Genomic DNA, 14,118 nt, shown 5'->3' with positions numbered 1-14,118 from the left:
CTCGCGCTGTGAGCTGGGCGATCATTTTGGGTCTTGACGGCGCTTTTGATATCGCAAACACTCAGGGCGCCGCGCCCCAGCGCGTTGATCACCTGTATCGCGACAAGATCCCCTATGCATCGCTCAGAAATGTTAGCGCTAACCAAGCAAAGGCTAGGTTCTACCCCCCAGGAGCCCTGCATGAGACGCCTGCGAACCACGATCCTCGGCGCGGTGGCCGCGCTGGGGCTGGTCGTCGCATCCGCGGCACCCGCCCCCGCCGCCGCACCCATCACCACCTCCATCTACACCGCAGACCCGGCCGCCCTGGTGGTCGGCGACACCATGTACCTCTACACCGGCCACGACGAGGCCCCCACGGGCGGCACGAACTTCGTCATGCGCGACTGGCACGTGTTCACCTCCGGGGACGCGACCACCTGGACCGACCAGGGCGCCAAGCTGAAACTTTCGGACTTCCCCTGGGCCGGCGCCGACGCGTGGGCCGGCGAGGTCGAGCCGAAGGGCGGCAAGTACTACTGGTACGCCCCCGTCAACGGCAACGGCGCCGGCTGGATGGACATCGGCGTCGCCGTCGGCGACAGCCCCCTCGGCCCGTTCCACGACGCCAAGGGCGGCCCGCTGATCAGCGACAGCACCCCCAACTCCTCGCCGCTCAACATCGACCCCACCGTCTTCACCGACGACGACGGCCAGTCCTACATCTACTGGGGCTCCTACTACGGCCTGCGCGCCGCCAAGCTCAAGCCCGACATGATCAATCTGGACGGCTCGGTCATCACCCCGCAGGGCGTCTCGAACTTCTGGGAGGCGCCCTGGATGTTCAAGCGCAACGGCACCTACTACCTCGCCTACGCGGCCAACGACTCCGGCTGCGCCGCCTCCGGCTACGCCTGCATCCGCTACGCCACCGCGAGCAGCCCGCTCGGCCCGTGGACCCATCGCGGGGTGGTGCTCGACCAGGTCACCTCGACCACGAACCACCCGGCGATCATCGAGTTCAAGGGCCAGTGGTACATGGTCTACCACAACGCGAGCAGCCCGGGCGGCGGCAACTTCCGCCGCTCGGTGACGCTCGACAAGCTCTACTGGAACGCCGACGGCACCATGCAGAAGGTCGTCCAGACGACCGGGCCCGGCGGCGGTCCCGGCGGCCCGCCGACCGGCACCAACCTGGCCCTGAGCGCGACGCCGTCCACCTCGTACGTCTCCTCGTGGGAGACCCTCGGCGCCGTCAACGACGGGTACGTGCCCACCGGCTCGGCCGACCACAGCCACGGCGCCTACGGCAACTGGGACCACCAGGGCACCGAGTGGCTGGAGTACCGCTGGAACAGCGCCCAGTCGATCAGCAAGATCGCGACCTACTGGTTCGACGACGACCTCGGCATCGACCTGCCCGCCTCCTGCAAGGTGCAGTACTGGAACGGCACCGCGTACGTGGACGTACCGGGACAGTCGGCCTGCGGGACGGCCGCCAACACCTACAACGTGACGTCCTTCCCCGCCGTCTCGACGACGCGGCTGCGGCTGAGCATCACCTCGAAGTCCGGCTACTCGACCGGCGTCCTGGAATGGATGGCCCTGTGATGAACGGCTCTGTGATGAGGCGCGTCGTACGGCGGGGCCTGACCGCCCTGCTGCTCGTCGCGGGCGTGCTCGTGGCCGGGGCCCCGGCCCGGGCGGCGCAGACCATCGGGTTCCCCACCTTCAGCGGCCCGGCCGTACCGGCGGCGCCGGTCTCGTACACGCCGGGCAACATGATGCAGTCCATCTACGACGCCGAGAGCTCCGGCACCGACTTCTGGATGGACCGGCTGCTCGCCCGGCCCGGCAACGACCCGGCCGGCACCTGGCTGATGTCGCGCGGCCGGGCCCTGTTCATGAAGACCCACACGCCGGGCACGCTCGGCTTCGCCGGCCAGGTCGCGTACTGGGAGAGCATCAGCGACAACAACGCCTACACCGTCGCCATCACCCCGGGCACCTTCACCGAGCAGGTCAACTCCCGCTGGCAGGCGCCGAGCCACTGGAAGAGCGTCCACACCAGCGGCTCGATCACGGTCAACCAGACGAAGTTCATCACCGAGAACAACGTCGCCGTGACCAACCTGTCGATCACGAACAACGGCTCCGGCTCGGCCACCCTCCAACTCCGGGCCACCTCGCCGTACGCCACGTCCGGCAGCGGCAGCGAGCTGACCGGGCAGGTCAACGCCAAGAACAACCTGACCACGATCTACCCCAGGCTCACCGGTGACGGGTTCACCGTCTCCAGCGGCGGCCTGAACCGATCCGTGACCGTCGCGGCCGGCGCCACCGTGACCGCCAAGCTGGTCATGGGCTTCGTCACCAACGAGATCCCCGAGTCGCGCACCGAGTACGACGCGTACGCCGGTTACTCGAACGCCACGGCCTTCGCCACCCACGTGCGGGCCTACAGCCGGTGGTGGGCGCAGAACGTGCCCTACATCGACGTGCCGGAGCCGGCCATCAAGAAGAACATCTACTACCGCTGGTGGCTGATGCGCTTCAACAACCTCGACGCCGACATTCCGGGGCAGACGTTCCAGTTCCCCACCTCGACCGAGGGCGTGCTCGGCTACAACAACGCGATCGCGCTCACCCAGCCGATGCACATCGACGACCTCAAGTACCTGCGCGACCCGAAGTACTCCTACGGCGACTGGCTCAGCGTCGGCCAGGTGTCGAAGAACGGCCGCTTCGTCGACAACCCGGGCGACCCCGAGAACTGGTCCAACAGCTACACCCAGTACATCGCCGAGGCGGCGTGGCGCAGCTACCAGATCCACGGCGGCCAGCCCGCCATCGCGGCCAACCTGGCGCGCTACGCCGAAGGCGACGTCAAGGGACAGCTCGCCTACTACGACCACGACAACAACAAGCTCATCGAGTACGACTGGGGCGCCCTGACCGGCAACGACGCCGACGCCGTCTCCTTCCACTGGAAGAGCGGCAACATGGACCGGGCCGAGTCGGCCTACCAGTACAGCGGCGCGCTGGCCGCGGCCCAGGCGTACGAGGCGATCGGCAACACCGCCAAGGCCACCGAGATGCGGACCCTGGCCACGCAGATCCAGAACGCCATCGTCAACGTGCTGTGGAACCCGAACCGGCAGCTCTTCGAGCACCGGCTGAAGTCGACCAACGAATGGGTGCCGTGGAAGGAGATCAACAACTACTACCCGTTCGCGGTCGGCGCGATCCCCAACACCGCCACGTACAAGCAGGCGCTGCGCCTGTACGACGACCCGGCCCAGTACCCGATCTTCCCCTTCTACACGGCGAACCAGGTGGACAAGAAGGCCGCGGCCGACGCCGGCCAGCCGGGGTCGAACAACTTCTCCACCATCAACTCGACCGTGCAGTTCAGGCTGTACTCGTCGGTGCTGCGCAACTATCCCAACTCGTGGATGACGGCCAACGACTACAAGAAGCTGCTCTACTGGAACGCCTGGGCGCAGTACGTCAACGGCAACACCCAGTGGCCGGACGCCAACGAGTTCTGGGCCGACTGGAACGGCTCCGCGATCACGTACCGGTCGTGGATCCACCACAACATCCTCGGCAGCAGCAACTGGACCGTGATCGAGGACGTGGCCGGCCTGCGGCCGCGCAACGACGCCAAGGTGGAGCTCTCGCCCATCAACATCGGCTGGTCCCACTTCACCGTCAACAACCTGCGCTACCGCAACGCCGACCTGACCATCGTCTGGGACGACCCGTCCGACGGCGTCGTGCGCTACCCGGGCGTGCCGGAGGGCTACTCGATCTACGTCAACGGCAACCGCGCCGCGACGGTCAACTCGCTGGTGCCCTTCACCTGGGACCCGGCCACCGGTGACGTGACCACCAGCGGCACCGTCGCCTACCACGTGGCGGTGGCTGGTCTGCAGTCGCCCACGCAGGTGACGCAGACCGGCGCCCGCATGGTGGACATGCTGGCCAAGGCGGGTGTGGACCTGACGGCCGACCTGACCAACCTGGCCACCGGCGCCACCGCGAGCGCCTCCTACACGGGCTCGGGCAGCACGGTCGCGGGCGCCGTCGACGGCTACCCGATCAACGAGCCGTTCTGGGGCGCGGGCGGCTCGCCCAACAGCCAGGACTGGTACGAGCTGAACTTCGGCGCGGCCCGTACCTTCAACGAGGTGCGCCTGTACTTCAAGGACAGCCGCCCCGCCAGCACCACCTACCGGGCGCCGTCGGCGTACGACATCCAGTACTACAACGGCAGCGCGTGGGTCAGCGTGCCGAGCCAGGCCAAGAGCCCGGCGACGCCGCAGGCCAACTACAACGTGGTGAAGTTCGGCGCGGTCAACGCCCAGCGGGTGCGGGTGCTCGCCACCAACGCCTCCGGCGCGAAGACGGGCCTGACCGAGATCAAGGTGTTCAATCGGGGCGGCACACAGGAGCCGCCCGCGGGCAACCTGGCCGCCTCGGCGACCCCGACGGCCTCGTACACCTCGTCGTGGGAGAACGTCAACGCCGTGAACGACGGCGTGGACCCGCCCTCCTCCAACGACACCGTCAACCCCCGCTGGGGCTGCTGGCCGGAGACCGGGCAGCAGTGGGTGGACCTGACGTGGTCGTCGGCGAAGACCCTGAACAAGGCGCAGGTGTACTTCTTCGACGACGACGACGGCATCGACATGCCGGCGTCGTGGAAGCTGCAGTACTGGAACGGCAGCGCGTACGCGGACGTGCCCGGCGCGAGCGCGTACACGCTGACCAAGAACGCCTACAACACCGTCACGTTCACCGCCACGGGCACCACCAGGCTGCGGGTGCTGCTCACCGGCAACGGCTCCAGCTCGGTCGGCCTCCTTGAGGTCAAGGCGTTCGGACCGTGAGCCATGCCCGCGGCTGACATGGCCACGTGACACCCCGCCCGGCACGGGCCGCCCCGCACGGCGGCGCGTGCCGGGCGGCCCCACATCCGGCGACACCCAACCCCCCACCCTGGAGGCGCGATGAAACGCCTGGCCCTCTTACCGCTCCTGCTGGTGAGTGCCTTCCTCCTACCGGTCGAGGCCGCGTACGCGGAGACGAACCTCGCCACGTCCGCCACCCCGAGCGCGTCGTACACCTCGTCCTGGGAGAGCGTGGCCGCGCTCAACGACGGCATCGACCCGCCCCGCTCCAACGACACGGTCAACCGCCGCTGGGGCACCTGGCCCAACACCGGCTCCCAGTGGGCCGAGCTGACCTGGAGCGGGTCGCAGACCCTCCGGGCGGCCGAGATCTACTTCTTCGACGACGGCGGCGGCGTGCGCGTCCCCGCCTCCTGGAAGCTCCAGTACTGGACCGGCGGCGCCTACGCCGACGTCCCGAACGCGAGCGGCTACCCCGTCCGGACGGACGCCTACAACAAGGTCACCTTCGGCCAGGTCAGCACCACCCGGCTGCGCGTGGTGCTGCAGAGCGGCCAGGGCTCCGTCGGGCTGCTGGAGGTCAAGGCATACGCCAACGACCCGTCGGGCGGCGGCACCCCCAGCGCCTGGAACCCGCCGGCCAACCTGGTCACGCCGCTCAACGAGGTCTGGCAGCACCAGGAGAGCACGTACAACGACCTGTACGGCTTCCGTAACTACGGCTGGGACCAGGTGATGGCCAACAAGGGCTCCATCAACTACTGCGTCCGCTGGGACTCCACGGCCACGGTGACGGCCGCGCAGCGGGACCAGATCCATGCCGCGCTGGCCCGTCAGTTCAAGAAGTGGATGGACGTGATGGCCGGGCACAACGGCTGGCCGTACGGCACGGTGCCGGTGAAGGTCGTCGGCTGGGCGGTACGTGACCGGGCGCAGCTGCAGTGGAGCGACAACTCGGTGGACGTCTACGTCAACAACATCCGCGAGAACGCGCCGCAGTGCGCCGAGCCGTGCGGCCGGTTCTTCAACCAGAGCGGCAGTTACCCCAACTGCCCGGGCGGCGCGTCGCACCACTACGACATGTCGCTGTGGCTCACCGCCGGTTTCGGCGGCGGCGCGGGCGGCGACTGGGGTCAGCGCATCGGCAGCGAGTACTTCATGAGCAACCTCAACGCCGACAACATCCACATCCTGCTGCACGAGATGGGGCACTCGTTCGGCCTGGACGACTTCTACGACTGGACGCCCACGGGGCAGTGCTGCTTCATCATGAACGCGGGCAGCGCCACCTCGATCACCGAGTTCGACGCGTGGATGCTGCGCGACTGGTGGCGGCACCTGAAGAGCCGCTACGGCCTCTGACGCAGCATCGACCCGCCTGTGATCCCGCGTCCGGGCGCGGGATGACAGGCGGGGTCAGGGCAGCCAGCTCACCTTGCCGTGCAGCAGCGCGTACCCGACGAAGGCCACGGTGTCGATCAGCGTGTGCGCCACGACCAGCGGCATCGCCCGGCCCCACCGCTGGTAGAGGCGGCCGAACACCAGCCCCATCACCACGTTGCCGACGAACCCGCCGAACCCCTGGTACAGGTGGTACGAGCCGCGCAGCAGCGACGAGATCACCAGCGACCGCCAGGGGCCGTGGCCGGCCTGCGCCAGCCGGTGCAGCAGGTAGCCGGCGACCAGCACCTCCTCCAGCACGCCGTTCTGCGCGGCGGCGAGCACCAGCACCGGCACCCGCCACCACTCGTCGGGCAGGGCCCCGGCGACCACCGTGAGGTTGACCCCGGCGGCGTACACGGCGAGGTAGAACGCCAGCCCCGTGCCGCCGATCACGGCCGCGAGCGTCGCGCCGCGCCGCAGGTCGCGACCCGGCTCGCGGGCGTCCACGCCGATGGCGCGCATCGACTCGCCGGAGCGGACGAGCAGGTAGGCGACGAGCGCGACGGGCGCCACCGTGATGGCGATGTCCACGAGCTGGAGCGCCAGGTCGAGCCAGGGTCGTCCGGGCGCGAGCGAGGGGGTGAGCACGGCGCGCTGGCCCCTGAGCTCCTTCGGGGCCGTGAGGGCGCCCACCAGGCGGACGAGCGCCACCAGGCCGCTCGCGCCGAGCGACACGGCGAAGACCACGAATATCTCGGCTCGGATGAGCCGCGGCGTGAGCTCGGAGACGCCTGCGGGGGCGGTCGGCGTGTGCATGGCCGCAGGGTAGCCGCCGGGCCGTCGGTCCCGAGTAAGGGGTTGGGGGGTGCCCGCCAGGGCGACTCGGGCATATTGTCCTATATAGGCATTTTTCGGGTATTGAGCTCACTTCGAGAGTGAGGCACCGCCCATGGGTGACCAGGCCAGCTACCTCTTCGGCCCCGCAGACGATCTGCCAGGACTCGACGAGCTGCTGGCCCACGCCGTGGGGAACACCGGATCGCACATGGGCGGCGTCTACCTCCTCACCCCCGGCAAGGACGCGTTGCGCCTGGAGGTGGCGATGGGGCTTCCCTCACCCATCGCCAGTCAGTGGTCCCGGCTCCGTCTGGAGAGCCTGGCCCCCGCCTCCAACGCGCTGCGCGAACGGCGCCTGATCTGGGTGCCCGGCCAGGAGGAGATGGCCCGCTACTTCCCGGACGCCGCGCTCGTCCTGCCGTACAGCTTCTCGACCGCCGCCGCGCCCATCTACACCGAGCCGGACGACTGGGGAACGCTTCTCCTCCTGTGGCCCTCGCCGCACGCCTCCGACCTCAACCGGCACGAGCGGGACGTCATCGAGATCACCTGCCGCAGGATGGGGGTGCTGCTGCGGCGGGCCGCCGAGGCCGGGCGCCGCGTCGTGCCCGGCGAGCGCCCCCGCCTTCTCGTCGCCGCCCGCGGGAACACCCCGGACATGGAGGAGGCGCTGGCCGCGCTCGACTACGTCAACCGGCTGCCCGAGGGCTGCTGCTCGCTCGACATGGACGGCCGCGTCACGTTCATCACCCAGCGCGCGGCCGACATGCTGGGCGGCAAGGTGTCCGAGCTGCTGGGGGCCCGGCCGTGGGACGTGCTGCCGTGGCTGCGGGACCCGGTCTTCGAGGACCAGTACCGGGCCGCCGCCCTCAGCAACCGGGTCACCGCGTTCACCGCCCGCAACCCGCGCGGCGAGCGACTCGCCTTCGAGCTGCACTCCGATCCGCTCGGCATCAGCATCCGCGTCGTCCCCGTCCCGGGGCCGGCCCTCCAGGGGCCGCCCGGGGCGGCCGAGCCGCTGATCAGGCCGATCCGGGCGGACACGCTCTACAACCTGGTCCACCTCGCGGCCACCCTCACCCGGGCCGTCACCGTCCAGGACGTCGTCGACCTCGTCAGCGAGCAGGTCATGGTGCTCTGCGACGCCCAGGGCATGGCCATCCTGCTCGCCGAGAACGGCCGGTTGCTGGTGGTCGGCTCCCACAACTATGAGACGGAGATCATCGACCACTTCGACGGCCTGCCGCTCACCGCGCACACCGCGAGCCAGCACGTCATGCTGACCGGCGAGGCGGCGTTCTTCGAGAGCTGGGACGACCTCGTCGCGCGGCACTCCGACGCGATACGCCAGCCCGGCATGTCCGCGTGGGCGGTGCTGCCGCTCATCGCCTCCGACCGCCCGATCGGCACGTGCGTGCTCTCGTACGCGCGCCCGCGCGCCTTCACCGCCGACGAGCGGGCCACGCTCACCTCCCTGGCCGGGCTGGTCGCCCAGGCCCTGGAACGCGCCCGGCTCTACGACGTCAAGCACCAGCTGGCCGAGGCGCTCCAGGCGAGCCTGCTCCCCAGCGCGCTGCCCGCCGTCCCACGGCTGGACGTGGCCGCCCGCTACCTGCCCGCCACCCTCGGCATGGACATCGGCGGCGACTTCTACGACCTCATCAGCCTGGACGACACCACGGCCGCCGCCGTCATCGGCGACGTCCAGGGCCACGACATGACCGCGGCGGCCCTCATGGGGCAGGTGCGCACCGCCATCCACGCCCACGCGACCGCCGGCGCGAGCCCCGGCGAGGTCCTGTACCACACCAACCGGCTGCTCATCGATCTCGCGCCCGACCTGTTCACGAGCTGCCTGTACGTCAACCTCGACCTGGCCCGGCACACCGCCTGCGTGGCCAGCGCCGGACACCTCCCGCCCCTGCTGTGCCGGCCCGGCGAGCCCGCGGAGATCATCGACATGCCCTCGGGGCTGCTGCTCGGGCTGGACCCGGAGTCCGAATATCCGACGCTGGAGCTGCCGCTGCCGCCCGGCTCGCTGCTCGCCCTCTACACCGACGGCCTGATCGAGGTGCCGGGCGTCGACATCGGCGAGGGCATGGAGGCCCTGGGCCGCCGCCTCACCCGCAGCGCCGGCCGCCCCCTGGCCATGGTCGCGCAGACGCTCATCGACCACGCGCTGGACGTCCAGCAGCGCACCGACGACATCGCCCTGCTGCTGCTGAAGCACGTCTGAAAATCCGAAGGTAGCTGGAACCCCCGGCTTGACTCCACGCCTGCGCGGCCCTATAAACACATTATATCTACTAAATAAGTGGGAAATAGGGAGAACCGATGAACGCTCGCGGGCTTCGCGGGGTGGTGGCCGCCGTGGCGGCTCTGGCACTCACGACCTTGACCGCGGCCTGCGGGGGGTCCGGCGGCGACAGCAAGGCCGGCACCGCGCCGGCTGAGGTGCGGCTCGGGTTCTTCCCGAACATCACCCACGCCACCGCCCTCGTGGGCGTCGAGAAGGGCCTGTTCGCCAAGCACCTCGGCAGCGGCACCACGCTCAAGACCAGCACGTTCAACGCCGGCCCCGCCGCGATCGAGGCCGTCTTCTCCGGCGCCATCGACGCCACCTACGTCGGCCCCAACCCGGCCATCAACGCCTGGTCCAAGTCCAAGGGCAAGGCCATCAAGATCGTCGCCGGGGCGGCCTCCGGCGGCGTGTTCCTCGTCGTCAAGCCCGGCATCACCACCCCCGAGCAGCTCAAGGGCAAGAAGATCGCCACCCCGCAGCTCGGCAACACCCAGGACGTCGCCCTGCGCTACTGGCTGACCGAGAAGGGCCTGAAGACCGACACCAAGGGCGGCGGCGACGTCCACATCGTCCCGCAGGAGAACTCCCAGACCATCCAGACGTTCGCCACCGGCGACATCGACGGCGCCTGGGTGCCCGAGCCGTTCGCCAGCCGCCTCATCAAGGAGAGCGGCGGCAAGGTCCTCGTCGACGAGCGTGACCTGTGGCCGAACAAGCAGTTCGTCATCACCCACCTGATCGTCCGGCAGGAGTTCCTCAAGGAGCACCCCGACACGGTCCGCAAGCTCATCGAGGCGCACGTCGAGGCCAACGCGCTGATCAAGTCCGACCCGGCGGGCGCCGCCCGGACCGCCAACGCCGCGCTGGAGAAGCTCACCGGCAAGCCGCTCAAGCCCGAGGTCCTCGACAGCGCGTTCAAGAACATCACCTTCACCGACGACCCGATCGCCTCGTCGCTGGTCGGCAGCGCCGAGCACGCCACCAAGGTCGGCCTGCTGGACCCCGTCGACCTGAACGGCATCTACGACCTCAAGATCCTCAACGAGGTCCTGGCCGCCAAGGGCCAGCCGGCCATCTCGGACAAGTGACTCTCGGACCAGCGACTCTCGGACCAGCGACTCTCGGACAACCGACGGAGGTGCCATGACCGCTCCGCTCACGGAGCAGGCCGGCGGGCGGGTCGGCGGGCAGGAGCCCGCCGTCCGCATCCAGGCCGTCTCCAAGATCTACGGGCAGGGCAAGGCGGGACTGCAGGCCCTGGACAACGTGGCCCTCGACGTCGCGCCCGGCGAGTTCGTGTGCCTGCTCGGCGCCTCCGGGTGCGGCAAGAGCACGCTGCTCTCCCTGGTCGCCGGCCTCGACGCGCCCACCGCCGGCCGCATCGACGTCGACCGCGACCGGATCGCGCTCATGTTCCAGGAGCCCGCGCTGTTCCCCTGGCTGACCGTCTCGGCCAACGTCGAGATGGCGCTGCGGGCCAAGGGCCTCAGCCGGCAGGAGCGGCGGGACAGCGCGGCGGAGTTCCTGGACATCGTGCACCTCGGCGGGTTCGGCAAGAAGCGGCCCCACGAGCTGTCGGGCGGCATGCGGCAGCGCGTGGCCCTGGCCCGGGCCCTCGCCCAGGACGCCGACGTCCTGCTCATGGACGAGCCGTTCGGGGCGCTCGACGCGATGACCCGCGACCTGCTCCACGACGAGCTGGAGCGCATCTGGCGCGAGCGTGACCTCGCCGTCCTGTTCGTCACCCACAACGTCCGCGAGGCCGTCCGGCTCGGCGACCGGGTCGTGCTGCTGTCCAGCCGTCCCGGCCGGGTGGTGGAGGACTTCCCGGTCACGCTGCCGCGGCCCCGCCGTACCGACTCGGCCGAGGTCGCCGGGCAGGCCGGCGAGATCACGCAGCGCCTGCGCGAGGAGGTCATGCGCCATGGCTTCACGCAGCCCGGCGCCCAGGAGGTCGCCCCCGATGGCCGCTGACACGCACGCCCGGCAGATCGCCGGGCTCGACGCCCTGGAGCTCACCCCGGCGAGGCGCGCCGGCCTGCTCACCCGCGCCTGGGCCGGTGCGTGGCCGGTCGCCCTGGCGGTGGCCCTCGTGCTCGCCGCCTGGGAGCTCGTCGTGCTGGCCGGCTGGTGGCCCGAGTACGTCTTCGCCGGGCCGCTCACCACGTTCGGCGAGCTCGGCAAGCGGCTCGGCGAGGCCGAGTTCTACCAGGCCTTGTCGGTCACCATGCGCCGCGCCGTCGTCGGGTTCGCGCTCGCGATCGCCGTCGGGCTGGTCGTCGGGGCGCTGGTGTCGCGGATCCGGCCACTGCGCCGCGCCGTCGGCTCCCTCATCACCGGGCTCCAGACGATGCCGTCCATCGCCTGGTTCCCGCTGGCGATCCTGCTGTTCGGGCTGAGCGAGAGCGCCATCCTGTTCGTGGTGGTGCTCGGCGCCGCGCCGTCCGTCGCCAACGGCCTGATCGCCGGCGTGGACTACACGCCGCCGATCCTGCTGCGGGCCGGGCACATGCTCGGCTTCCGGCGGCTCGCCCTGTACCGGCACGTCATCCTGCCGGCCTCGCTGCCGTCGTTCCTGGCCGGGCTCAAGCAGGGCTGGGCGTTCGCCTGGCGCTCGCTGATGGCCGGTGAGCTGCTGGTCATCATCGCCAACCGGCCGTCGCTGGGCGAGCAGCTGCACTTCGCCCGCGAGCTGGCCGACTCGCCCGGCCTGCTCGCCACCATGATCGTGATTCTGGTCATCGGCATCTTCGTGGACCGGCTGTTCGGCGTCGCCGACGACGCCCTGCGCCGCCGCTGGGGCCTTCACCAGGTGACCAACTGAGCGATATGCGGATCTCCGCCCGGACCCAGTACGCCCTGAGAGCCGCCGCAGAGCTGGCCGCCGCCCCACCCGGGCCGGTGCCCGCCGAGCGCATCGCGGCGGCCCAGGGCATCCCCCGCAAGTTCCTCGACAACATCCTGCTCCAGCTGCGCCGCGCCGGCCTCCTGCACAGCCAGCGCGGCCCCGACGGCGGCTACTGGCTCGCCCACCCCAAGGACCAGATCAGCCTGGCCGACATCATCACGGTGGTGGAGGGCGTCCCGGAGGGGGGTGACCACGGCGGGTATCCGGGGGTGGCGCGGCCCCTGGCGGACGTGTGGAGCGCGTTGCGGGACCACGAGGAGACGCTCCTGTCGGAGATCACCCTCGCCCACGTCGCCCAGGGCGCCCTCCCCGGCGCACACCACCAGGACCATCAGGTCCCCGGCCCCCGCCCGCCCACGGAGGACGTGACACCGGCCGGCTCCGGGACCCGCGACGGCGACGACTGACCTCCGCCCGGGGCGGCGACTGAGCCCCGCCCCGGGGCGGAGACGGGCGCCCGGCCGGGGCGGCGGGCGTCCGGCCGTACCGGAGGAGGGCACTCCGTCACCGGCCGGACGGTTTCGGCGGTGGCCGGCGTGGCACAGACCCGATGTGAACGACGTCTGGGATCTGGTGGTCGTCGGCGGCGGCCCGGCGGGAGCGGCGGCGGCGCTGCGGGCGGCGCAACTGCGCCCCGGAGCGCGCGTCCTGCTGCTCGACAAGTCCGGCTTCCCGCGCGACAAGGCGTGCGGCGACGGCATCGCGGCCCACGGCCGGGACGAGCTGGCCCTGCTCGGCCTGCCGGGCCTCATCGACGACTACCGGCCCACCTCCCGCCTCTCGGTGGTGTCCCCGAGCGGCGCGCGGGTCAGCGCGGAGGCGGCCAGGCCCAACCACGTGGTGCCGCGCCGGGTGTTCGACGCCCGCCTGGTCGAGGCCGCCCGGGCGCGTGGCGTCGAGGTCCGCCGCCATCGCGTCCGCGCGATCGACCAGAGCGGGCCGTACACCGTCATCGACGCGGACATCGCCGCCCGCGCCGTCGTGGCCGCCGACGGCGCCCACTCCACGCTCCGCCGCCTCGCCGGCCTCGCGGCCAACACCGCCCAGCACACCGCCATCGCCGTCCGCGGGTACGCCGACGTGCCCGGCTCCGAGGACGCCCAGCTCATCGCCATGCAGAAGGAGGGCTGGCCGGCCTACGCCTGGTCGTTCCCCATCGGCGACGGCACCGCCAACGTCGGGTTCGGGATGCTGCTGCCCCGCCTGCACGCCGTCGGGCCGCCCGGGCGGCAGGTGCTGCACGGCCGCCTCGCCGAGCTGCTGCCCGACCGTCCGGCCCGGGACCTGCGCGCCCACCACCTGCCGCTGTCCTCCGGACGGCCGGTGCCCGGCGCGGGCCGCGTCATGCTCGCCGGCGACGCCGCCAGCCTGATCAACCCGCTCACCGGCGAGGGCATCTACTACGCCCTGCTGTCGGGCCGGCTGGCGGGGGAGGCGGCCGTCGAGGCGCCCGGCGACCCGCTGCCCGTCTACCGGCGCAAGCTCCGCGCGGCCCTCGGCCCGCACCTGCGCACCACCGACGTGCTGGCCCGCCTCGCCCAGTCGCCGGGGTTCATCGACGCGGCCATCGGAACGGCGGCGCGCCGCAAGGAGGTGTTCGACCTGCTGGTGGAGGTGGGGCTGGGGGCGGGGATGGTGCCGCTGCCGATGGCGCTCGCGGTGGCCCGCCGCTGGCTGCGCGACTCCGTGTCCGGCCTCCTCCGTACGCCCCACGGCCGGTGAACCGCGTCCGGCCTCCTTCGTACGTCCCGCGGCCGGTGAAGCGCCCCGGCCGGTGAAGCGTCCCGGCCGGT

10 protein-coding genes are annotated in these 14,118 nt (G+C 71.0%); 9 read left to right on the top strand and 1 reads right to left on the bottom strand.

All coding sequences use genetic code 11. The annotated features are described in order from the left end of the window. The first annotated feature begins 180 nt into the window (after positions 1 to 180). The 3 genes from ACIBG4_RS09080 to ACIBG4_RS09070 all read left to right on the top strand — a co-directional run bounded on the left by ACIBG4_RS09080 (position 181) and on the right by ACIBG4_RS09070 (position 6,257). Positions 181 to 1,590: a glycoside hydrolase family 43 protein gene (locus ACIBG4_RS09080; protein ID WP_355437451.1), complete on the top strand. Its 1,410-nt coding sequence runs from the start codon at positions 181 to 183 to the stop codon at positions 1,588 to 1,590. Beyond that, positions 1,590 to 4,874, top strand: coding sequence for a discoidin domain-containing protein (locus ACIBG4_RS09075; RefSeq protein ID WP_397201368.1), 3,285 nt, complete (start codon positions 1,590 to 1,592; stop codon positions 4,872 to 4,874). The genes ACIBG4_RS09080 and ACIBG4_RS09075 overlap by 1 nt, the downstream gene beginning before the upstream one ends. Positions 4,875 to 4,994: 120 nt before the next feature. Continuing rightward, positions 4,995 to 6,257, top strand: a complete 1,263-nt coding sequence (locus ACIBG4_RS09070; protein WP_397201367.1) for a hypothetical protein — start codon at positions 4,995 to 4,997, stop codon at positions 6,255 to 6,257. A gap of 54 nt (positions 6,258 to 6,311) precedes the next feature. Here the strand turns inward: ACIBG4_RS09070 and ACIBG4_RS09065 are convergent, their stop codons facing one another. Continuing rightward, positions 6,312 to 7,094 (bottom strand): CPBP family intramembrane glutamic endopeptidase, encoded by a 783-nt coding sequence (locus ACIBG4_RS09065; RefSeq protein WP_397201366.1) that lies wholly within the window; start codon positions 7,092 to 7,094, stop codon positions 6,312 to 6,314. Positions 7,095 to 7,227: 133 nt separating this feature from the next. On the opposite strand from ACIBG4_RS09065, the gene ACIBG4_RS09060 reads away from it, so the two are divergent. The 6 genes from ACIBG4_RS09060 to ACIBG4_RS09035 all read left to right on the top strand — a co-directional run bounded on the left by ACIBG4_RS09060 (position 7,228) and on the right by ACIBG4_RS09035 (position 14,047). After that, positions 7,228 to 9,351 carry a SpoIIE family protein phosphatase gene (locus tag ACIBG4_RS09060; protein WP_397201365.1) on the top strand — a complete coding sequence of 708 codons (2,124 nt, stop codon included), beginning with the start codon at positions 7,228 to 7,230 and terminating at the stop codon, positions 9,349 to 9,351. Between the two features lie 98 nt (positions 9,352 to 9,449). Next, entirely contained in the window at positions 9,450 to 10,505 is a 1,056-nt protein-coding gene (locus tag ACIBG4_RS09055; RefSeq protein ID WP_397201364.1) for an ABC transporter substrate-binding protein, read from the top strand. A 55-nt stretch (positions 10,506 to 10,560) separates the two neighbouring features. Further along, entirely contained in the window at positions 10,561 to 11,391 is an 831-nt protein-coding gene (locus ACIBG4_RS09050) for an ABC transporter ATP-binding protein (protein ID WP_355451615.1), read from the top strand. Then, complete coding sequence (locus ACIBG4_RS09045) at positions 11,381 to 12,241, top strand: ABC transporter permease (RefSeq protein ID WP_397201363.1); 861 nt, start codon at positions 11,381 to 11,383, stop codon at positions 12,239 to 12,241. Before ACIBG4_RS09050 ends, ACIBG4_RS09045 begins: the two co-directional genes overlap by 11 nt. A 5-nt stretch (positions 12,242 to 12,246) precedes the next feature. Continuing rightward, positions 12,247 to 12,732 carry an Rrf2 family transcriptional regulator gene (locus ACIBG4_RS09040; protein WP_355451620.1) on the top strand — a complete coding sequence of 162 codons (486 nt, stop codon included), beginning with the start codon at positions 12,247 to 12,249 and terminating at the stop codon, positions 12,730 to 12,732. 145 nt (positions 12,733 to 12,877) lie between these two features. Beyond that, the gene (locus ACIBG4_RS09035) at positions 12,878 to 14,047 is read left to right on the top strand and encodes an NAD(P)/FAD-dependent oxidoreductase (protein ID WP_397201362.1); all 1,170 of its coding nucleotides are present in this window, start codon (positions 12,878 to 12,880) and stop codon (positions 14,045 to 14,047) included. The last annotated feature ends 71 nt before the right edge of the window (positions 14,048 to 14,118 follow it).

Source organism: Nonomuraea sp. NPDC050383 (assembly GCF_044459125.1).
Classification (GTDB): domain Bacteria; phylum Actinomycetota; class Actinomycetes; order Streptosporangiales; family Streptosporangiaceae; genus Nonomuraea.
This window is presented reverse-complemented; position numbering and strand designations above follow the sequence as displayed.